Genomic DNA, 21857 nt, shown 5'->3' with positions numbered 1-21857 from the left:
AAACAAAGGTGATCTGTGATTCCTAATATATTTTTCAGTGTAAAGATATTGAAAGTTTTAAAAAACAGCGCCTCCATTTGCCTTCGATTCCGGCCGAAAAAAATTAACATTTATTTTGGAATTAAATTACAAAACTAGCTTATATTTGTACATACAAATGTTGTTTAGACAAATGAAGATAGAAGATCAATTAAAAACGAACAATTTACCACCGGCCAGGAAGCTAAGTCTTAGCATTTTGGTTACTGCAAATCTTATAGACGAGCAAGTAGCTACTGCCCTTAAGCCTTTTGATATTTCTATACAGCAATTTAATGTGCTTCGAATATTGAGAGGGCAAAAAGGAAAACCGGCAAATCTTAGCACTATACAGGAAAGAATGGTGAGTAAGATGAGTAATACCACCAGGTTGGTAGACAAACTTATCACCAAAGGCCTTACTGAAAGGGTTATTTGCGAAGCTAACCGTAGAAAAGTGGAAATAAGTATTACTGAAAAAGGTTTAGAGCTTTTGAAAGAAATTGACCCAAAAGTTGATGCAGTAGAAAAAGAGCTAATTCAGGATATTAGCGAAGAAGAAATTGAAATTGTTACTGATTGTTTAAATAAAATAAGAAAATAACTATGGAAAATTATATAGAAAATTTAAACTGGCGTTATGCCACCAAGAAGTTTGATGCAGAAAAATCTTTAAATCAGGAAGACGTAGAGAAACTTCAAAAAAGCATTCAGCTTTCTGCTTCTTCATACGGACTTCAGCCTTACGAGGTATTTGTGATTTCCGACAGGGAAACCAAAGAGAAATTAAAAGCGGCTGCCTGGAACCAGTCTCAACTTACTGATGCTTCACACGTATTTGTCTTCGCAGGACTTAAGAAATTGAATGAGGCTTATATTGATGCTTATCTGGAGAATATTAGTAAAATTCGAGAAGTTCAGGTGCAGGATCTAAGCGGATTAAAAGATATGTTAACCTCTAATATTTTAGGTAAGACCGAAGAACAACAATCTGTTTGGGCGCAGAAACAAGCTTATATCGCGCTTGGAAATTTACTTTCTGCAGCAGCAAATTTAAAAATTGACACCTGCCCTATGGAAGGTTTTGACGCGCAAAAGTTCGATGAAATACTGGGAATTTCAGGAACAAATTTAACTACTGCAGTGATCGCTACAGCCGGGTACCGAAGTGAAGAAGACCAATTGCAACACGCAAAAAAAGTTAGAAAACAAGAAGAAGAATTATTCCATTTAATATAAACCAAAATCAAATTAATTTAAATTAAAAATTGCTATGAAAAAGAATCTTTTAAAAACTGTATTTGCATCTGCATTTCTTGTATCATTTTTATCGTTTACAACAGTGAATGCTCAGGATAAAAAAATTGATGTAAAAGAAAGCAACATTAACTGGGAAGGTGAAAAAGTAACCGGCTCTCACTACGGAACCATAGACCTTAAAAACGGACATTTTACTATGGAAAATGGTAAACTTACCGGAGGGGAATTCGTAATAGACATGAGCTCTATCACCGTTACCGATCTTACTGGTGAAGATAAAGGAAAATTAGAAGGTCACTTAAAATCTGATGACTTCTTTGGAGTAAAAAACCATCCAACTTCAAAACTGGTTATTACAAGCGTTGCTAAAAAGAGCAATGGAACTTACGGGGTGGTAGCCAATCTTACTATTAAAGATAAAACGAATCCCGTGACGTTCGATTTAGATTGGGAAGATAATTCAGCTTCTACAGAGCTAACTATAGACCGTTCTAAATACGATGTTCGTTATGGTTCAGGGAGTTTCTTTGATAACCTTGGTGACCAAACCATCTACGATAATTTTGAACTTGAGGTAGAATTAAAATTCTAATTCTAAAGGGAAATTAATTGCTATAAAGAAAATTGAAAAAGAAAAAGAAAAATTAATAATTATTATGGAAAAACAAATCAATACCCAGGCTAGTAATATCGCCTGGAAAGGAAAAAAAGTTTTAGGATCACACTCAGGAACTATAGATCTTAAAGAAGGTAAATTAACATTGGAAAATAACGAAATTACAGGAGGTGAATTTGTAATGGATATGACCACAATTACCGTAACCGATCTTAAAGGAGACGATAAAGCAGGTTTGGAAGGTCACTTAAATTCAGATGATTTCTTTGGAGTAGATAATCATCCAACATCAAAACTGGTAATTACCAGCGTAGCTAAAAAAGACGATGGCACATATGGTGTGGTTGGAGATCTTACTATTAAAGAAAACACCCATCCGGTAACTTTCGATTTGGATAAAAACGGAAATACTGCGACTACTAAATTGAGTATAGACCGTTCTAAATACAATGTGAAATACAATTCCGGTAGCTTTTTTAGCGGACTTGGAGATCAAACGATTTACGATAATTTCGATTTAAATATTGAGTTGAAATTCTAATAATTAGATTGCACAATTCCAGCCGGAAAAGTTAAATTTACTTTTCCGGCTTTTCTTTTTATAAAATCTCCTTGTTTATTTAAAAGAGCTTTCTATCTTTGAAGCAATGAAAGCCAATAATTGGCATTTATTATATTTTATGAAAACAATTACAACAAATACCTGGTGGTGGAAAAATTTACGTCAAACGTCGTGAAGTAACATCGCTATAGTATAATCTCATACAAAAGGCTTGTCTCACGACAAGCCTTTTTTTATATAAGAAATTTGAAAATTAACCTCCGCCTTAACGGGAGCGACAGAAATAAATAATTTATGTATCAACTAAAGACCACCTATAAAAAACTTCTTGCCGATACCATTACACCGGTAAGTGTTTATTTAAAAGTTCGGGACAAATATCCTAACAGTCTCCTACTGGAAAGTAGTGACTATCACGCCAACGATAATAGTTTCTCGTATATATGCTGCAATCCTATCGCTTCTATTAAGATTCAAAACGAAGTGATTACCGAAGTTTTTCCTGACGGAAGCAAAAAAGCAACAGAGATCACTCCTGGAGTTAACGTACCGCAACAAATCCAGGAATTTTCAAAGCAATTCGAAACTGAAGATTCTGATTTTAAATTTATCAACAACGGTCTTTTTGGCTATATCGCTTATGATGGAGTTCGGTATTTTGAAGATTTAGAGATTAAAAAGCGAAATGGTGATCTTAAACTTCCGGATATTTATTACGCAGTTTATCAAAATATTATCGCTATAAATCATTTTAATAATGAAGCTTATATTTTTGATCACAGTTACGATACCGATTCAAAGATCGCTGAAATCGAGCAACTGATAAAAGTCAAAAATTTCGCGACTTATAATTTTGAACGTCAGCAGGAACCAATTTCAAACCTTACAGACGAAGAATTCAGGGAAAATGTACGACTGGGAAAAAAGCACTGCTATCGTGGTGACGTTTTTCAAATTGTACTGTCGCGCAGGTTTTCTCAGAAGTTTAAGGGAGATGAATTTAATGTTTATCGGGCTTTACGTAGCGTAAACCCTTCACCCTACCTTTTCTATTTTGATTATGGAAACTTTAAAATCTTCGGAAGTTCCCCTGAAGCACAATTGGTTGTTCAGGATGGGCAGGCAGAAATCCATCCTATAGCCGGAACTTTTAAACGTACCGGAAACGATGAAGAAGACGCTGAACTAGCCAAAAAACTAGCCGCCGACGAAAAAGAAAATGCTGAACACGTGATGTTGGTTGATCTGGCTCGTAACGACTTAAGCCGACACGGAAGTAATGTGAAGGTTGAAAAATATAGAGAAATTCAGTTTTTCTCTCACGTCATACATTTGGTAAGCAAAGTAACCGGCACCAAAGACCCTAAAACGCCTACAATGCAGGTGGTAGCCGATACTTTCCCGGCGGGAACTTTAAGCGGTGCCCCAAAACATAGCGCGATGAAACTCATAGAGAAATACGAAAATGTAAATCGTGATGCCTATGGAGGTGCTATTGGCTTTATGGATTTCCACGGAAATTTTAACCACGCGATTATTATTAGATCTTTTGTAAGTAAAGATCACCAATTGCATTATCAAGCCGGCGCAGGCGTGGTTTCAGAGTCTGTAGAAGAAAACGAATTACAGGAGGTTTACAATAAACTAGGGGCATTAACCAAGGCATTGGATATCGCTGAAGATATATAAAGGAATTAAAAATAGAATTTTACACCAGGTAGAATGAAAAAAATATTAGTTATAGATAATTACGATTCTTTTGTGTACAACCTTGTACATTATTTAGAAGAATTAGATTGCGAGGTCACCGTAATAAGAAACGACCAGTTAGAGCTGGAAGACGTGGAGGAATATGATAAGATCCTGCTTTCTCCCGGCCCGGGAATTCCAAGTGAAGCCGGATTATTAAAACCAATTATAGAAAAATATGCTTCAACTAAAAGCATTTTAGGTGTGTGCCTCGGGCAACAAGCCATAGGCGAAGTTTTTGGCGGGACGTTGGGCAATCTGGAATCGGTTTATCACGGCATTGCTACCACGATGGATCTTTGTGTAGACGATGAACCACTTTTTAAAGATCTTCCAAAAAGAATGAACGTAGGCCGTTACCATTCCTGGGTAGTTTTAAAAGAGCTTCCCGATTCCCTGGAAGCAACTTCCTACGATGAAAAAGGACAAATCATGTCCCTTCGTCACCGTGAGTTTGATGTGCGTGGAGTGCAGTTTCACCCAGAATCGGTATTGACTCCAGATGGAAAAAAAATGATTCAGAATTGGGTAGAATCATAGGCATTTCCGAGCAGGCGGAAATCTCTAAGAAGTGATAGTAATGCTTAAGAAGACTCCCGCTTTCGCGGGAGTTACAAATTCCAATTAAACAGATTCCCGTCTTTACGGGAATGACAAAATTAGATATGAAAGAACTACTAAACAGGTTAATTAATCACGAAACCATCTCCAAAGATGAAGCGAAGCAGGCGCTTTTCAGTATTTCTAATGGAGAATATAACGAAAGTCAGATCGCTGCATTTCTCACGGTTTATATGATGCGAAGCATTACTATAGAAGAACTGGAGGGATTTCGGGATGCGCTTTTAGAACTTTGTGTAGCCATAGATTTAAGTGACTATAACCCGATAGATCTGTGCGGAACCGGTGGTGATGGGAAAAATACATTTAATATTTCTACCACTTCCTCTTTTGTAACGGCAGGAGCGGGAGTAAATGTGGCAAAACACGGAAACTACGGAGTTTCTTCGGTAAGTGGTAGTTCTAATGTTATGGAAAGCCTGGGAATTAAATTTAGTAATGATGCCGGATTTCTTGAAAAATGTATCGCCGAAGCCGGGATATGTGTGTTACACGCTCCCCTATTCCACCCAGCGATGAAAAACGTGGCGCCAATCAGGAAGTCGCTTGCGGTAAAGACTTTTTTCAATATGCTTGGGCCAATGGTAAATCCTGCTTTTCCGCAAAATCAGCTTGTAGGAGTTTTTAACCTGGAACTAGCCAGAATGTATGGTTACCTATATCAAAACACCGATAAGAATTTCACTATTTTGCATGCTTTAGATGGTTATGATGAAATTTCCCTTACCGGAAATACCAAAACAATTTCCAATAATTCTGAAGGAATGCTGAGTCCGGAAGATTTTGGGGTAGAAACCTTAAATCAGGAAGAAATTGCCGGTGGCGGTTCCATTGAAAGTTCTGCAGAAATTTTCGTGAATATATTAAAAGGAAAAGGTACCCAGGCCCAAAATAACGTGGTTTGCGCTAACGCCGGAATGGCAATCGCAACTGCTAAACAAATTAGTGTTAAAGAAGGTTTTGAAACCGCCCGGGAATCTATAAATTCAGGGAAAGCTTTAAAAGTATTGGAGAAGTTACAGGAATTGAGCAATTAAAATACTTCGGAGCAAGCTCACGAAGCATTATTATTGAAAAATATAATTTGATTTCGACGTAAGCCTTAGAGCATTCAATCTCGATTATCGAGTAAAGAAGTTAGCATTAAAAAGAGGTAGAAAGTCTTACGACCGTCAAGCTGAACTTGTTTCAGCTTCTAACATGTTTTGATTATTAATCAACTTAGATCCTGAAACGAGTTCAGGATGACGTATTAAAAAACTTTATAGAACAAAGATTATAAAAATGAACATTCTAGATAGAATAATTGCCGACAAACATAAAGAACTGGTCTTAAAAAAACTGGTAGTTCCCGTGTCACAATTGGAACAATCGGCGCTTTTTGAGCGCGAAACAATTTCTCTGGCAGAAAAATTAAGAACCAGTAAAACCGGGATTATTGCTGAACATAAAAGACGTTCCCCTTCAAAATCGGTAATTAATCAGGATCTGAATGTTGAAGATGTAGCTAAAGGCTATGAAGATGCAGGAATTTCCGGAATGTCTGTATTAACCGATGGCAAATATTTTGGCGGATCTCTAGACGATTTGCTTTATGCCCGTGCGGCGGTTAAAATGCCTTTATTGCGAAAGGAATTTATTATTGATGAATATCAACTTTTGGAAGCCAGAGCTCACGGTGCCGATGTGATTTTACTTATCGCTGCGGTGCTGGAACGGGAAGAAATTAAAAGACTTTCAGAATTTGCAAAAAGTATAGGTCTGGAAGTATTGCTGGAAGTGCATAACGAAGAAGAATTGCAAAAGTCTATTATGCCTAGTTTAGATATGTTGGGTGTAAATAATAGGAATTTAAAGACTTTTGAAGTATCTACCGATATTAGCAAAAAGCTTTCAGAAAAGATCCCCGATGATTTTGTAAAAGTTTCTGAAAGCGGAATTAGCTCAGTTGACGCAATCAAAGATTTGCAGCAATTTGCTTACAAAGGATTTTTGATCGGTGAGAATTTTATGAAAACTGATGATCCGGGAAAAGCTGCGGCTGAGTTTGTGAGAGAATTGAGCAAATAATAAAATAGTTGGGCTATCCTAAAGTCTGGTTTTCGTCAAGCTGAACTTGTTTCAGACTTTATCCCGAATTTACTTCGGGATTCAAACAAATTTGGATTATCAATAACTTAGATCCTGAAATAAATTCAGGATGACGTTTAATAGACTTTCAGTAATTCCGAAGCTAAGGTGGAGAATAAAAGAACGCTAAAAATGAAAAACATAAAACTCAAAATATGTGGGATGAAGCATCCCGAAAACATCAGCGAAGTTGCAAAACTTCAGCCTGATTATATGGGGTTTATTTTTTACGAAAAAACTCCCAGGTATTTCGAGGCTAAGATGCCTAAAATTCCTTCAGCAGTTAAAAAAACCGGCGTTTTTGTTGATGAAGAGATCAATATTATCCTTGAGAGAATTAAAGAGCATGAACTAAATGCTATTCAGTTACACGGTGAGGAAAGCGCTGCTTTTTGCGCTGAACTAAAAACGCTTTTGATCGAAACTGAAGTGGAATTTATAAAGGTGTTTTCTATTAAAGACGATTTCGATTTTGAGCGTTTAAAGGAATATGAAACTGTTGTAGATTATTTCCTTTTTGATACTAAAGGGAAAAATAAAGGCGGAAACGGAATTACTTTTAATTGGGAGGTTTTAAAAGATTATCCTTCAACAAAACCTTTTTTTTTAAGTGGAGGAATTGGACCGGAAGAAGTTGAAGCAATTCAAGAGCTTAAAGCCTATTTTGTAGAAAATGGTAAAGAAAATTTGCTTTACGCCATAGATGTAAATAGTAAATTTGAAGAGAAAGCTGGTTTTAAGAATGTTGAAAAATTAAAAGAATTTAAAAAGCGGTTTTAATAATAACTACGTCATTGCAATCCCGATGGGGAGAAGCAATCTATTGTTTAAAATTATAAAGATTGCCACGGGCGCTGCCCTCGCAATAACTAGAAAGAAATTAGTGCATTCGAAGCACTCAAATAAAAAAAATAAAAATGAGCTATCAGGCTAACGAAAAAGGATATTACGGCGATTTTGGCGGAGCTTTTATTCCCGAAATGCTCTATCCCAATGTAGAGGAGTTGCGTTCGCAATACCTGGATATTATGAAAGAGGAATCTTTTCAGAAAGAGTTTAAAGATTTGTTGCACGATTATGTAGGGCGCCCAACACCGCTTTATTATGCAGAGCGTTTCAGTAAGAAATACGGCACAAAAATTTATCTGAAACGGGAAGATCTATGCCATACCGGTGCGCATAAGGTCAATAACACCGTAGGACAAATTTTAATGGCAAAACGCCTTGGAAAAGACCGCATAATCGCTGAAACCGGTGCTGGCCAGCACGGTGTAGCTACGGCTACCGTTTGTGCGCTTATGGGCATTGAATGTATTGTCTATATGGGCGAAATTGATATTGAACGACAAGCGCCAAACGTGGCCAGAATGAAGATGCTTGGAGCCAAAGTAGTTCCGGCAAAATCGGGAAGTCGAACCTTAAAAGATGCCACGAACGAAGCGATTCGAGACTGGATCAACAACCCGCTGGATACTCATTACATCATTGGTTCCGTGGTTGGGCCTCATCCCTACCCCGATATGGTAGCGAGATTTCAGGCGGTGATTTCTGAGGAAATTAAAGTTCAGCTGAAAGAAAAAGAAAATCGGGAAAATCCTGATTATGTAGTGGCCTGTGTAGGTGGAGGAAGTAATGCAGCCGGAATTTACTATCATTATTTAGACAATCCGGAAGTTGGGATTATTGCGGTGGAAGCTGCCGGAAAAGGTATACAAAGCGGTGAAAGTGCTGCAACCTCAGCTTTAGGAAAAGAAGGTATTATTCACGGCAGTAAAACGCTGCTGATGCAAACCGATGACGGACAAATTACTGAGCCGTATTCTATTTCTGCCGGCCTCGATTATCCGGGTGTGGGACCAATGCACGCCAATTTGTTTAGAAGTGGCCGTGGAGAGTTTATTTCCATAACCGATAAAGCGGCTATGAATGCCGGCCAGGAACTGGCAAAACTGGAAGGGATTATTCCTGCTATTGAGACTTCTCACGCCCTGGCGATTTTTGAAAACCGAAAATTTAAAGAAGATGATGTAGTAGTAATCAATCTTTCGGGTCGTGGCGATAAAGATTTGAGTACCTATATTGATTATTTCGATTTGTAAAAAGATTGCCACGGGCGCTGCCCTCGCAATGACATAATAGGGATGAGTGTATTCGTGGCAAGAAAATAAGACAACAACTTAGATTCTGAAATGAATTCAGAATGACGTATACAGTAATATAGATTGCTACGAGTGCTAAAAATTTAGGAATAAAAAATATTAGTGTATTCGTGGCGAAAAAATTGAAAACAAATTAGATTCTGAAATATCCCGAAGTTTCGGGACAGAATGACGATTTATAAGAATATTGAAAATGAACAGAATAAATAAAAAACTTCAGGAAGAGCAAAAGATGCTTTCTATCTATTTTACCGCCGGTTATCCTGAACTCGAAGATACAGTTTCCATTATTCAGGATTTAGAAAAGAACGGGGTGGATTTTATTGAAATCGGTTTGCCTTTTAGCGATCCCCTGGCCGATGGCCCAACTATTCAGGAGAGTTCTACCAAGGCGCTGAAAAGCGGAATGACTACCAATAGACTCTTTGAACAGCTTAAAGGAATTAGGGACTCTGTTGAAATTCCACTGGTTATTATGGGATATTTTAATCCAATTCTTCAGTATGGTGTAGAGAAATTCTGCAAAAAATGCGCTGAAACCGGAATTGACGGACTTATAATTCCGGATCTACCCGTTGATGTGTATAATGAAGAATACAAGTCGATTTTTGAAGAAAACGGGCTTCAGAATATTTTCCTGATCACGCCGCAAACTTCTGAAGAGCGTATTCGGTTTATTGATTCTGTTTCTAACGGATTTATCTATATGGTAAGTACTGCGAGTGTTACGGGTTCTACTTCCGGATTTAGTGAGGAGACCAGAGATTATTTTAAAAGAATTTCAGCAATGAAACTTCAAAATCCGCAAATTGTAGGCTTTGGAATTAGCGACGAAGAGACCTTCAACCAAGCTACGGAATATGCAAAAGGCGCTATTATTGGTTCGGCATTTATCAAACATCTTAATGCTAATGGGAAAAATAATATAGGCGATTTTGTGAAAAACATCAGACCGGTTTAACCAAATTCTAACATGGTCTTGGCAGGTTTTAAGATTCTGAATTATTATCTTAGTAAGTGAATCAAAAAAACAACAATTATGGGCGGTCCAATTGAAGATAATAAAAGAAAAAGAGAGAAAGGTCAGGAAAATCCAACCAACCCAACGGGGAAAACTGATAAACAGACCAATAAGGTTGATATTGATGAAAAAACCATAAAAGACCAACAGAATAAAAAGTAATTTATGGGACGTGGAGACAAAAAAACGAAACGCGGAAAAATTGCGATCGGTACTCATGGAAAATTAAGACCTAAACGTAAAAAATTTAAGGTAAAACCAACCACCATGGCCGAACAGGAAAAGAAAGAATTACAGTAGTTGTAAGTTGACTACGTCTGAAAACCCTGAATTTGAAAGTTTATACTTTTAGATTCAGGGTTTTTGTTTTTACTAAGATTATTTTTTAAACGAAATTTATAAGTTCTTCTCTCTAAATCATTTCAAAGTCTCACTCAATCTTTCATTCAGGGTAAAAGTAGGTAGAATTTCAATTTAGATCCTGAAACGAGTTCAGGATGACGTATCATTCGTCACCCCGAATTTATTTTGGAGCTTGACGTGTGGCTCGCTCGCGATGATGGTAATGAAACTGCCCCACGAATTCCGAATATTTTGGATCGTCATTGCGATTGAGACGCAGGCGCCATGGCAATCTCTTCTTGATAAAATAGTTTTTTTGAATCCTCACTCAAAATAAAAGATCGCCGTGCTTCGTGCCTTCGCTCGCGATGACGAATATTAAATACTTTAAAACCACTCTCTGTACTGCATCACTCTAAAATCTATCGTATTAAAATCTTCATTCTTTTGTTTCAGTTGTTTATAAAGCTCCATACTACCAATAGCTCGATTGGCCGAACCCGATGGTGCCGTTAGAGAAACCGTTTTTATAAGTCGGCCCTTTAGCACAAACTGGTGAATCCTGGGCACCTCGTTAGAAATCACTTTTAACCTAATATCACTTTCAACTTCCTTTAGATGTCTTCTAAAAAAATACTCAGGACCATTTTTGGAATTTCCACCGGTAAAGAGCAGGGTTTCTATTTTTGGGTGTTTTTCTAAAATTCCCACCATATTTCTAAGTTCCACCTTTTGCATCCCGAGATCGGAAGCATCTACCTTTTCTCTCCTACTGCTTTCTACCATATCGCAGATACCAATTCCTCTTTTTTCAAGAAATTCTTTGCGTTGCTTTATAGCTGCCTTCGTAGTTTCAAATTTTAGATCGAGATCAAAAATATTATCCAAAACAATCCATAAAAGTCCGTCCCGACTGCCGTAACAGAAGTTCACGTCTCCTTCCTTAAATTCCCCTTTCGTAAATCTTGGGGGCGGTAATGTGCCTACAATTAGTTTTGTAGCGTTTTCCGGAATAAAAGGTTTATAAGGATGTGTGTGGTGAAACATTCTGCTTCGTTTTTTACGTTGGTTTCTTGTTATTTTTTAATCTTCCGTGACAAAAGCTGTGTTTGGTTGTATCTGCCCTTCATTTCTTTTGCTCGTCCAAAAGAAACGAAGCAAAGAAAAAGACGCCTTTTGCAAGGAATTTTTTGGCAAAAATGCCAAAAACCGTAGCCAAAACCTCGCGAAAATCCGATAAAAAATCGGACTTTCTGAATCTCGAGGTTTTGGCTACATATTCTGCGAAAAAGGATTTTAATTGAATATAAATTCAACCTATTCTTTCAGCTTAATAACCAAATCATCGGCAAAGACCATGGTACCTTCTTTGTGTATTATTTCGTCTATTTCGCCTTCTTTATTCGCCGTGATGGTGGTTTCCATTTTCATGGCTTCAATCACAAATAAAGGTTCGTTCTTTTTGACTTTCTGTCCTTTTTCGACTAAAATTGAGGAAATTGAACCCTGAATTGGAGCGCCTACTTCTTTATCATTAGACTTATCGATCTTTTGGTGAACCACTTTTTCAACCTTAACCGATTTATCCTGAATTTTCACCGTTCTGGTCTGGCCGTTTACCTTAAAAAACGCATCTACGAGTCCATCTTCATCTGCAGTTCCCACCGATAAGAATTCGATAAGCAAGGTTTTTCCTTTATCCATTTCTACGGTAATCTCTTCACCGGGTTGCATTCCGTAGAAAAAATTTGGCGTCGGAATATTCATTACTTCTCCAAATTTTCGGTAATGATTAAAATATTCGGTAAATACTTTTGGATATAATTTATACGAAAGGAAATCGGTCATTTCCAGTTTTCGACCCATTCCTTCCTTGAAAATATCGCAGAATTCCTTAAATTCTTTTTCAAAATCTATAGGTTCTAAATGTGCATTCGGTCTATCGGTATAAGGTTTTTGATCTTTTAGAATGATCTTTTGCACCTCAGCAGGAAAACCGCCGTGAGGTTGCCCTAAATCACCTTTAAAGAAATTTACCACCGACTGCGGGAAAGAAAGGTTTTCACCTTTCTCCATCACATCTTCTATACTCAAATTATTACTCACCAGGTACTGCGCCATATCGCCCACAACCTTACTACTTGGCGTAACTTTAATAATATCGCCAAAAAGCTTATTCACCTTAGAATACATCGCGGTGATTTCGTGAAACCTTGAAGCCAGGCCTAAAGATTCGGCTTGAGGTTTAAGATTAGAATATTGTCCGCCGGGAATTTCGTGTTTATAAACATCGGCAGTACCAGCTTTAAGTCCGCTTTCAAATGGGAAATAATACTTTCTTACCGCTTCCCAATAATGCGAATATTCATTGAGTTTTTCCATATTGAAATCAGCTTTACGCTCGCCAGATTTCGTCATTTCCACCAGGGAATTAAAATTAGGCTGCGAGGTAAGCCCCGAAAGTCCACCCAGCGCAACGTCTACCACATCTACCCCGGCCTCTATGGCCTTCAGATAAGTAGCCGCCTGTATAGACGAAGTATCGTGGGTATGCAAATGCACCGGAATATTGATCTCAGCTTTTAATGCGGAAACCAGTTCGCCGGCAGCGTAAGGTTTTAATAGTCCGGCCATATCTTTTATCGCTAAAATATGTGCCCCGGCATTTTCAATGTCTCTTGCCAGCTGAAGATAATACTCCAAATTATACTTACTGTTTTTGTTAAGTATATCGCCGGTATAACAGATTGAAGCTTCCGCAAGGCCTGAAGTGTTTTTGCGTACATATTCAATACAGGGCGCGATAGATTTCATCCAATTCAGGGAATCAAAAATCCTAAAAATATCTACCCCATTTTCCCAGGCTTCAGCTACAAATTTTTCGATTAAATTATCGGGATAAGCGGTATAGCCAACACCGTTTGAACCTCGCATTAGCATTTGCAGCAAGATATTCGGCATCGCCTTTCGCAGTAATTGCAAACGTTCCCACGGATTTTCTTTTAAAAATCTAAGACAAACATCAAAAGTAGCGCCTCCCCAAACTTCCATACTAAATGTTTCGGGATGATTTTTAGCAAAACCTTCAGCCACTTTTAGCATATCTGTACTTCGCATCCTGGTGGCCAGTAAGCTTTGATGGGCATCTCTAAAAGTTGTATCGGTAAAATGAATTTTCTTTTCATTCTTTAACCATTCGGCAAACTTATCGGGGCCTAACTCGGTAAGCAAATCTTTGGTTCCTTTTGGATACGCCACGTTGTGATCAAAAGCAGGAACATCGGCTTTTATTAGTTTTGGTGTTTCTATTATTTCCTTTACATCGGGATTTCCATTCACCACTACATCACCTAGAAATTCAACCATCCTGGTAGCGCGGTTTCGGGTTTCTTTCAGTTTAAATAGATCGGGGTTATTGGCGATAAAATTTACCGTTACGCTTCCCTCTCTAAATTTTTCATGCTGAAGAATATTATCTAAAAACGGAATATTGGTCTTTACGCCCCTAATTCTAAATTCAGCTAAAGCCCGACGCATTTTACGGCAGGCACCGTCTAAAGTTCTACCGCTGGCAGAAACTTTTACCAGCATAGAATCAAAAAAAGGCGAAATAGTCACGCCCTGATACAAACTCCCGGCATCCAGCCTAATTCCAAATCCAGAGGCACTTCTATAGGTGGTAATGGTACCATAATCGGGTTGAAAATCGTTGGCGGGATCTTCGGTAGTAATTCTGCATTGCAGGGCAAATCCGTTTGTGCTAAGCGATTCCTGATCTTTAATTTTTATCTGCTCGTCACTTAGTTTATATCCACCGGCAATAAACAACTGCGCTTTAACCAGGTCTATACCGGTAACGACTTCGGTAACGGTATGTTCTACCTGAATTCGTGGATTCACCTCGATAAAGTAAATACTGCCATCGTGATCGACCAGGAATTCTACTGTACCAATATTATTATAATTCACCGCTTTACAAATATTCACGGCATACTCATAAAGTTTCTCCTTGGTAGTTTGGTCAAGGTTATAGGAAGGTGCGAATTCAATCACCTTTTGGTAACGGCGTTGCACAGAGCAATCACGCTCAAAAAGGTGCACCATATTCCCGTGGTTGTCTCCCACGATCTGGATCTCAATATGCTTCGGATTTTCAATAAATTTTTCAATAAAAACAGTATCATCTCCAAAGGCATTCAGTGCCTCGCGTTTAGATTCTGAAAAAGCTCTTCTCAATTCAGCTTCTTCCCTAAGCACTCGCATTCCGCGGCCTCCACCACCGCTGGCGGCTTTCAGCATAATGGGATAGCCGATACGGTTGGCTTCTTCAATAGCAATATCCAGACTTTCCAGATCTTTTTCGTTGCTCTGAATCACCGGCACATTGTTTTTTACCGCTACTGTTTTGGCGGTGACTTTATCGCCCAGGCTTTTTAATACCGAAACCTCTGGCCCAATAAAAATAATATTGTTGTCTTTACAGGCTTGAGCAAAATCGGCGTTTTCTGAGAGAAATCCGTAACCGGGATGAATAGCATCAGCCCCCACCTCTTTGGCGGTATTGATTATCGCATCTATATCCAGGTAAGGTTTTAAGGGCTCTTTATCGGGGCCTATTTGGTAAGATTCATCGGCCTTATAGCGGTGCAGGGAGTAGCGATCTTCAAAGGTAAAGATACCTACCGTTCTTATTCCTATTTCAGTGCAGGCTCTAAAAATTCGAATCGCGATTTCCCCACGATTGGCTACTAATACTTTTTGAATCATCATGTTTTGGCTGAGTTAATTAGCAATAGTTAGTTATTGCCGTAAACTATTAAAACATTCAGAAGTATGGGATATTTTTATGCTAAATTTTATATAAAAGTTTTTTCGGTTTTCGGTTGTGGGTTCCCGGTTGGCAGTTGTGAGTTTTGAGTTTTCGGTTATCGGTTGTGAGTTCTTGGTTCTTGTATGTTTGTTGTTGAGGGTTTATTATTTTGGGTTGCGCATCATTGCGAGAATGCAGTAGCGGGAAGCGGCAATCTATTCTGTGTCTTGAATTAGTAGTTGGTAATGTTGATTTCAGAATTTAACCCCTACTCTCTTTTTTCTAGCTTTTTTCTCTTATCCTTTACTCTTAACTTTTCTCTCTTACCTTTTCACTTTTAACTATTCACTCTTCACTCTTAACTTTTAACTTTTAACTAAAAAAGATCGCCGCGCTCAATCTTCGCTTGCGATGACGTTTAATATTAAAATTTAGAAAAACCTCACCGGATTAGGAACCCTGTGAGGTTTTCCTGAGTTTTTAAAAAATATAATTCAGTTGAACACCTCCAAAATAGTTTCTGGGATTCCCGGGATAATAATAACGTGGAGCGGCACCCCCAAAGCCAACGGCATTGGTTAATACACTCGCGGCATAATGCTCATCCAGGGCGTTATTTACACCGCCGTATAAATTTAAATTTAGTTCCTGAAAAATATTGAAAGTATAACCAGCTTTTAAGTTTACTAAACTGTATTCATCTGTGTAACCTGAATTGGCATCATCCAGAGGAATTTCTCCTACGTTTCTAAAATTTCCAAAAAATTCAAAACCTGATTCGCTCTGAACATCGACTCCAAGGTTTATTGTATATTTTGGTACACCGGGCAGTTCATTTCCGGAGAAATCTTCATCATTATTTACAAATTCATCAAATTCGAAAAAGTTTATGGCTCCGTTTACATAAGGTTTAATTGAAATACCAGGACCAACTAAAAAACGGTAGTTAGTAAGAAACTCAATTCCGTTATGATTGGTTTTTCCTGCGTTTATACCCACATATTGATCTTCTGCCACGCGTTGCGCAACCAGCAAATTCTCTATCTGAATGGAGTACACAGAAATTTCTGTATATAATTTATTTTGAAGCCAATTTCCTTTAAATCCGGCTTCATAATTGATTCCGGTTTCGGGTTCCAGACTGGTGTTTATCTGCCCTTCAGGAGTTAAGGTTTCAGCAACGGTGGGTGTTGAGAATCCGTGGCTTATGGACGCGTAGATATTCTTTCCGGCGCCAACTTCATAACTTGTTCCAAGTCTTGGCGAAAAAACAGGATCAAAACCGTAATCCCCGGTTTGGTCTACTTCGTCTTGCGTATAAAGATCGGTTAAACTATAATTTGTGGTGTTTAAATTAAAACCTGCTTCTAGGTTCCATTTATCAGTAAATTCAAAATTAATTTGAGCGAAAAAGTTAGCATAATTTCTGTCCTGTTCATTGTTGCTTTCACGCTCACCTAAAACACTTCCTTCGCCGGGAAAATCTTCGTATAAATTAGCAAAAGTTCCGGTTTCATACCACTCATTATAATATTCGGCACCAAAACTAATTTCTGAAGGAAATTCAAAAACCTGGGTATTTAAATTGAACTTAGTTCGAACCCCCGCCGAAACACGCTCTTCCTTTAAAATGTCAAATGGTCGCGGCTCGTAGGCATTTCTAAAACTCAGAAATATACTTGTGGTATTCTTTAAATTATCAAAAAGTGAATGTGTATAAGAACCTCCCAGCATGCCACGATCGTAAGATTCATATCCCTGCGATTGGCCCCAGGTAAATGCCGCGGGTCCCGGATTGTTTAAAAAATCTTCTTCATTAATAGAACTCGGAATAAAAGCTTTTAAGCGGGTGAAATTTGCGAGATAAGATAAACTTCCATTTTCGTTGGTTTTAAGACTTCCGTTTACTAAAGCCGACTTCCGATCGTAATTTCCATTGTCGCGGTAGCCATCGCTGGTTAAATTACTAAAAGTTGCAAATAAACCAGAATTAGCGGTTGTATTTGAAGCCTGATAAACCTGTTTGCGGGTATTAAAACTTCCATACTGCGTTTTTAATCCTAAGCGGGCTTCTTCTTTTCCTAACTGTTTGGAGTATAGATTTATGGAACCGCCCAATCCAGCGCCGTAAATACTGGAAGTAGGACCTTTTATCACTTCTATTCGATCTAAACTTTCCTGGTCAAAATCGTCTAAGGTGAGCTCTCCTTCTGCAGTTGTTAACGGTATACCATCAAAATACGCCTGAATTCTATTGGTACTGTATTGCGAACGCGCACCAATACCACGAATATTGATCTTATTGGTATTTAAAGCTCCCTGATTTACAAACATTCCGGGGACATTATTAAAAGTTTCCAGAACGTTGGTAGCATCGGTTCTATTAAAATCTGTTTGTGTTACAAGATTCACCGAAGCCGGAACTTCTCTAAGTGATTTCGGAATTACGGTACTACGCACCACAACTTCTGAAAGCGTTTCGGAAGTCGGACTCAAATATATTTCCTGCGGAGTGCTTGAGGTAAGTTCAACTTCTAGGGTTTCAAAACCAAGGGCGGAAATCTGAAAATCCCCAGGTAATTCCCCTGAAGTAAAGCTGAAATTCCCATCTTCATCTGTAACAGCAACCAGCGATGAAGCCTTGTAAATTGAAACATCTTCTATAGGTTCGTTATTATTCGCATTCAGTATTTTAAATTGATTTTCCTGAGAAAACAGGTTTCCTATCCAAAGTAGGCACAAAAGTGCCAGTAATTTTTTTTCCAATATTTTATATTTTATTCAGCTGAAACTTTCCAGATTACATTTGCATCGTCATCATTTACCAAAAGAGCTCCGTCTGGAGTAACTGTAACTCCTACAGGTCTCCCGTGGACTTTACTTTCTGCTTCATCAGCTATAAATCCGGTAAGAAAATCTTCGGGCTGGCCTGGTTTTCCATTTTCATCAAAAGGCACAAAAATAATTTTGTAACCGGAGAAAACGGCCCGGTTCCAGGAACCATGCTGCCCTACAAAAGCACCGTTTTTATATTTTTCAGGGAATTTATCTTTGGTGTAAAATGCCAATCCTAAAGATGCGGTATGTGGTCCCACGGGTACATCTGGTACAATAGTTTTTTTCACCAACTCCATATGTGGATCATCGGCCCAGCGAGGATCCTGAATTTGCCCAAAATAAGAATAAGGCCAGCCATACCAGCCGCCTTCTTTTACGCTAGTAATATAATCTGGCACTAGATTATTTCCAATTTTGTCTCGTTCATTTACGGCAGCCCAAAGTTCCCCAGTTACCGGGTTCCAGTCCATTCCAACAGGATTTCTTAATCCTGAAGCATAAATTTTCTCCCCACTTCCGTCGGTATTAATTTCCAGAATTGCGGCACGTCTTTCTTCTTTATCCATTCCGTATTCACCCACGTTACTGGCAGAACCTACGGACACATAAATTTTACTTCCATCTTCATTAGCGAGTAAATTACGCGTCCAGTGATTATTATACCCACCTGCAGGAAGACTAAGAATTTTCTCTCCTTCAGCTTCAATTTTCATATCCCCTTCAGTATATGGATATCGGTAAAGTCCGTCGGTATTGGCAACGTAGAAATAATTATCTAAAACTAACATTCCGTAAGGTTGATTTAAGTCATCCAAAAATACATCCTGATAATCTGGATTACCATCACTATCTTTATCACGAATTAAGATAATCCTGTCGGCGCTGTTTTTTGTATTAGATTCAACAACAAAAATATCACCGTTAGGTGCGATATAAGTTCTACGCGGATGCTTTAAGTTTTCTGCAAACATCGTCACTTTAAATCCCGCGGGCGCCTGTGGTTTTTTATCTCCCCAGCCAATAACTTCACTCTCTTTAGTAACAGATTCTGAAGAAAAAGGTGGCACTAACCTAAGTTCGCCAATTGCAGTTTCTACTACGTCTGCAGGTTGTTGCGACAGTTCTTTTTTCTTCTCTTCACTAAGGTCTGTATTTACCTGAGCCTGGGCCGGAATGGCTAAGCAGCAGGAAAGAGAAAGGCCTATAATTGTAGTAAGCTTTTTCATAATTTCAGCATTTTAGTTTAAAATTAGCTTTTAATATTTCGGCTGAAAAGTTTTTAAAGCAGATTAGGTTTACTTTAACAAACGCCAATTAGTCCAAGTTTTTTGGTGGCTAGGCACGTTTTAGTTAAGTTTATACTTTCAATTGCAAAGGATACTATGAAAAAAATTCTCGTTTTGAGTGTGGGGCTACTTTCGCTGATTTCCTGCGATTTAGAAAAATATCAATTAGTTACCGATTATGATCTTGAAACCCGTTTTGAAAAAAGTGGTGGTAAAGAAACCGGTACGTATGACGAAATTATTGATTTTTACACCCAACTTGCTGAAAGCTCTGGCAAAATAAGCCTGGAAGAATTCGGAAAAACTGACAGTGGCGAACCGCTTCATCTTGCCATTTACAGCCCAAATGAAGATTTTGATTTTGAAGAATTAAGAGAAGAAAATAGTATAATTCTAATAAATAATGGAATTCACCCGGGGGAAAGTGATGGGATAGATGCAACGATGATGCTCTTTAGGGATCTGGCGGGAGATTCTATTAAAACTCCAACAAATACCGTTTTAGCAACAATTCCTGTTTATAATATAGGTGGCGCTTTAAACCGAAATTCTACCAGCCGAACCAATCAAAATGGTCCTGCTGAATACGGTTTTAGAGGAAATGCGAGAAACTACGACCTAAACCGGGATTTTATAAAAGCCGATACCCGAAACACCCGAAGCTTTTACGAGATTTTTCACCACGTAAAACCCGATATCTTTATTGACAATCATGTAAGTAATGGCGCCGATTATCAATACACCCTCACCCATCTTTTTACTCAACATAATAAACTTGGCGGCGAGCTTGGTGCTTATTTAGATGAACAAATTATGCCTGCGTTAGAGGATTCATTAGCTAAAAAAGACTGGGATATTACGCCTTATGTGAATGTTTTTAATGAAGTACCTGAAGAAGGATTCTCGCAGTTCAACGATCATGCTCGTTATTCTACAGGTTATACCACGCTTTGGAACACCATTGGAATGATGGTAGAAACACATATGCTAAAACCTTATCCAAAACGTGTAAGAGGAACATATGAGCTGATTCGCAGTATGATTGGCATTGCTGAAAATGACAGGGAACGCATGAAAGATATTCGCAACCGGGCCTCCAGGAAATATCTCACAGATCGCTGGTATCCTATAAATTTTAAACCTGATACGGAAAATCCCAGCCGGCGCAGTTTTAAAGGTTACGAAGGTGAAATGATTGCCAGTGAAGTTACCGGTGGCGAACGTTTAAAGTATGACAGCAAAAAACCTTTTACCAAAGAAATAGACTACTATAATAATTTTATTGCTGAAGACACTATTGAAATTCCCCGGGCTTATATTGTTCCGCAAGGATGGTGGCAACTCACCGATCTTTTAAAGCTGAACAAAATTAAACTGGAACCACTACAAAGCGATACCACTTTATATGTTGAAACTTATAAAATAGAAGATTTTAAAACCAGAGATCAGGCTTATGAAGGCCATTATATGCATAGTGAAACCAAAGTTTCTAAAAAGATGGATTCAGTAAGGTTTAGAAAAGGAGATTTTGTGGTTAAAACCTTTCAGGAAGGTGCGCGCTATTTAATTGAAACTTTAGAGCCAGAAGCGCCGGATTCTTTCTTTAACTGGAATTTCTTTGATACCGTTCTGCAGCAAAAAGAAGGGTTTTCACCTTATGTTTTTGAAGATGTCGCTAAAAAAATGCTTGATAAAAATCCCGACTTAAAAGAACGTTTTGAAGAAAAGAAACGTAATGACGCAGAATTTTCAAACAACTCTTACTACCAATTAGACTGGTTGCATAAACAATCTAAACATTATGAAACGGCGCATTTACGCTACCCTATCTTCAGAATGCCTCGTTAAATATTTTTCAGAAAAAAGAAGTTTAATATTTGCATAAGATTTTTGAAGGGCCTTTTGGCTTTTCTTCAAATCTTTCCATTTTGCTTTTTCAATTCCTTCTTTGGTTTCGGGCCTCAATTCTCCATCATAAGAAGTACGCATCTCGTACCAATGGGTAACTTTAAGCCTGTAACGTCCTTTTCGTTTAAATATATGGTAAGTTTTCTGTAGAAATTTAGTCACTTTTAAACCTTCAACCCCCGTTTCTTCTTCCACTTCTCTTATCGCAGAAGCTTCTATAGTTTCGTTTTTTTCAGTCTTACCTTTTGGAAGATCCCAACGTTTTTTTCGGTAGATAAAAAGAATTTCATCTTTATCGTTTAAAACCATTCCGCCGGCGGCGGTAACCACGCGTAACTTTTTAAACAAATGTTTTAATAGTTTTTCTTCTTTTTCGTGGTAAAGATTCACATAAAGCAGTTCACCTTTAGTAATCTTTTTAATTATCCGCTTAATTCTAACCTTCTTAATTGGCAGTGATACATAGTTTTCACCTAAATCTTTCTTTGTAGAGAGAATTAAGGGAATATCATTTACAAAAACTTTATACATTTGCAG

General features: G+C 38.1%; 19 protein-coding genes. 14 read left to right on the top strand and 5 right to left on the bottom strand.

Features of this window, described 5'->3' with window-relative positions:
- Nucleotides 1–172: 172 nt before the first annotated feature.
- From AO058_RS09640 to AO058_RS09585, 13 genes are all read left to right on the top strand, one after another.
- Nucleotides 173–622 carry a MarR family winged helix-turn-helix transcriptional regulator gene (locus AO058_RS09640; RefSeq protein WP_075326250.1) on the top strand — a complete coding sequence of 150 codons (450 nt, stop codon included), beginning with the start codon at nucleotides 173–175 and terminating at the stop codon, nucleotides 620–622.
- Between the two features lie 2 nt (nucleotides 623–624).
- Nucleotides 625–1257 (top strand): NAD(P)H-dependent oxidoreductase, encoded by a 633-nt coding sequence (locus AO058_RS09635; RefSeq protein WP_075326249.1) that lies wholly within the window; start codon nucleotides 625–627, stop codon nucleotides 1255–1257.
- Between the two features lie 34 nt (nucleotides 1258–1291).
- The gene (locus tag AO058_RS09630; RefSeq protein WP_075326248.1) at nucleotides 1292–1870 is read left to right on the top strand and encodes a YceI family protein; all 579 of its coding nucleotides are present in this window, start codon (nucleotides 1292–1294) and stop codon (nucleotides 1868–1870) included.
- Nucleotides 1871–1934: 64 nt separating this feature from the next.
- Nucleotides 1935–2435: a YceI family protein gene (locus AO058_RS09625; protein ID WP_075326247.1), complete on the top strand. Its 501-nt coding sequence runs from the start codon at nucleotides 1935–1937 to the stop codon at nucleotides 2433–2435.
- Nucleotides 2436–2750: 315 nt separating this feature from the next.
- Nucleotides 2751–4145 carry an anthranilate synthase component I family protein gene (locus AO058_RS09620; protein WP_075326246.1) on the top strand — a complete coding sequence of 465 codons (1395 nt, stop codon included), beginning with the start codon at nucleotides 2751–2753 and terminating at the stop codon, nucleotides 4143–4145.
- Nucleotides 4146–4178: 33 nt separating this feature from the next.
- The gene (locus tag AO058_RS09615) at nucleotides 4179–4745 is read left to right on the top strand and encodes an anthranilate synthase component II (protein WP_075326245.1); all 567 of its coding nucleotides are present in this window, start codon (nucleotides 4179–4181) and stop codon (nucleotides 4743–4745) included.
- 125 nt (nucleotides 4746–4870) lie between these two features.
- On the top strand, nucleotides 4871–5863 hold the full coding sequence (gene trpD, locus AO058_RS09610) for an anthranilate phosphoribosyltransferase (RefSeq protein ID WP_075327940.1): 993 nt from the start codon (nucleotides 4871–4873) through the stop codon (nucleotides 5861–5863).
- 247 nt (nucleotides 5864–6110) lie between these two features.
- Nucleotides 6111–6896, top strand: coding sequence for an indole-3-glycerol phosphate synthase TrpC (trpC, locus tag AO058_RS09605; protein WP_075326244.1), 786 nt, complete (start codon nucleotides 6111–6113; stop codon nucleotides 6894–6896).
- Between the two features lie 192 nt (nucleotides 6897–7088).
- Nucleotides 7089–7736 carry a phosphoribosylanthranilate isomerase gene (locus AO058_RS09600; protein WP_075327939.1) on the top strand — a complete coding sequence of 216 codons (648 nt, stop codon included), beginning with the start codon at nucleotides 7089–7091 and terminating at the stop codon, nucleotides 7734–7736.
- Nucleotides 7737–7873: 137 nt separating this feature from the next.
- Nucleotides 7874–9055 (top strand): tryptophan synthase subunit beta, encoded by a 1182-nt coding sequence (gene trpB, locus AO058_RS09595; protein ID WP_075326243.1) that lies wholly within the window; start codon nucleotides 7874–7876, stop codon nucleotides 9053–9055.
- A 253-nt stretch (nucleotides 9056–9308) separates the two neighbouring features.
- Nucleotides 9309–10076, top strand: coding sequence for a tryptophan synthase subunit alpha (gene trpA, locus AO058_RS09590; RefSeq protein ID WP_075326242.1), 768 nt, complete (start codon nucleotides 9309–9311; stop codon nucleotides 10074–10076).
- 78 nt (nucleotides 10077–10154) lie between these two features.
- Entirely contained in the window at nucleotides 10155–10298 is a 144-nt protein-coding gene (locus AO058_RS18535) for a hypothetical protein (protein WP_177195633.1), read from the top strand.
- A 3-nt stretch (nucleotides 10299–10301) separates the two neighbouring features.
- Complete coding sequence (locus AO058_RS09585) at nucleotides 10302–10436, top strand: 30S ribosomal protein THX (RefSeq protein WP_070054019.1); 135 nt, start codon at nucleotides 10302–10304, stop codon at nucleotides 10434–10436.
- 429 nt (nucleotides 10437–10865) lie between these two features.
- On the opposite strand, the gene AO058_RS09580 is transcribed toward AO058_RS09585, so the two are convergent.
- The 4 genes from AO058_RS09580 to AO058_RS09560 form a co-directional block, all read right to left on the bottom strand.
- Nucleotides 10866–11525, bottom strand: a complete 660-nt coding sequence (locus AO058_RS09580) for a uracil-DNA glycosylase family protein (RefSeq protein WP_075326241.1) — start codon at nucleotides 11523–11525, stop codon at nucleotides 10866–10868.
- Between the two features lie 270 nt (nucleotides 11526–11795).
- Complete coding sequence (locus AO058_RS09570; protein WP_075326239.1) at nucleotides 11796–15248, bottom strand: pyruvate carboxylase; 3453 nt, start codon at nucleotides 15246–15248, stop codon at nucleotides 11796–11798.
- Nucleotides 15249–15768: 520 nt separating this feature from the next.
- Nucleotides 15769–18054: a TonB-dependent receptor gene (locus tag AO058_RS09565; protein ID WP_075326238.1), complete on the bottom strand. Its 2286-nt coding sequence runs from the start codon at nucleotides 18052–18054 to the stop codon at nucleotides 15769–15771.
- Between the two features lie 11 nt (nucleotides 18055–18065).
- Nucleotides 18066–19352: a PQQ-dependent sugar dehydrogenase gene (locus AO058_RS09560; RefSeq protein WP_075326237.1), complete on the bottom strand. Its 1287-nt coding sequence runs from the start codon at nucleotides 19350–19352 to the stop codon at nucleotides 18066–18068.
- Nucleotides 19353–19508: 156 nt separating this feature from the next.
- Between AO058_RS09560 and AO058_RS09555 the strand changes: the two genes are divergently transcribed.
- Nucleotides 19509–21260, top strand: coding sequence for a M14 family metallopeptidase (locus tag AO058_RS09555; RefSeq protein WP_075326236.1), 1752 nt, complete (start codon nucleotides 19509–19511; stop codon nucleotides 21258–21260).
- On the opposite strand, the gene AO058_RS09550 is transcribed toward AO058_RS09555, so the two are convergent.
- Nucleotides 21228–21851 carry an NUDIX hydrolase gene (locus tag AO058_RS09550; protein ID WP_075326235.1) on the bottom strand — a complete coding sequence of 208 codons (624 nt, stop codon included), beginning with the start codon at nucleotides 21849–21851 and terminating at the stop codon, nucleotides 21228–21230. The two genes, AO058_RS09555 and AO058_RS09550, sit on opposite strands and share 33 nt — an antisense overlap.
- Between the last annotated feature and the right edge of the window lie 6 nt (nucleotides 21852–21857).

Origin of the sequence: Salegentibacter sp. T436, from assembly GCF_001932675.1 — a bacterium.
Lineage (GTDB): Bacteria > Bacteroidota > Bacteroidia > Flavobacteriales > Flavobacteriaceae > Salegentibacter > Salegentibacter agarivorans.
Note: the sequence above shows the minus strand (reverse complement) of the source record. Positions and strands in the feature narration are given on the sequence as shown.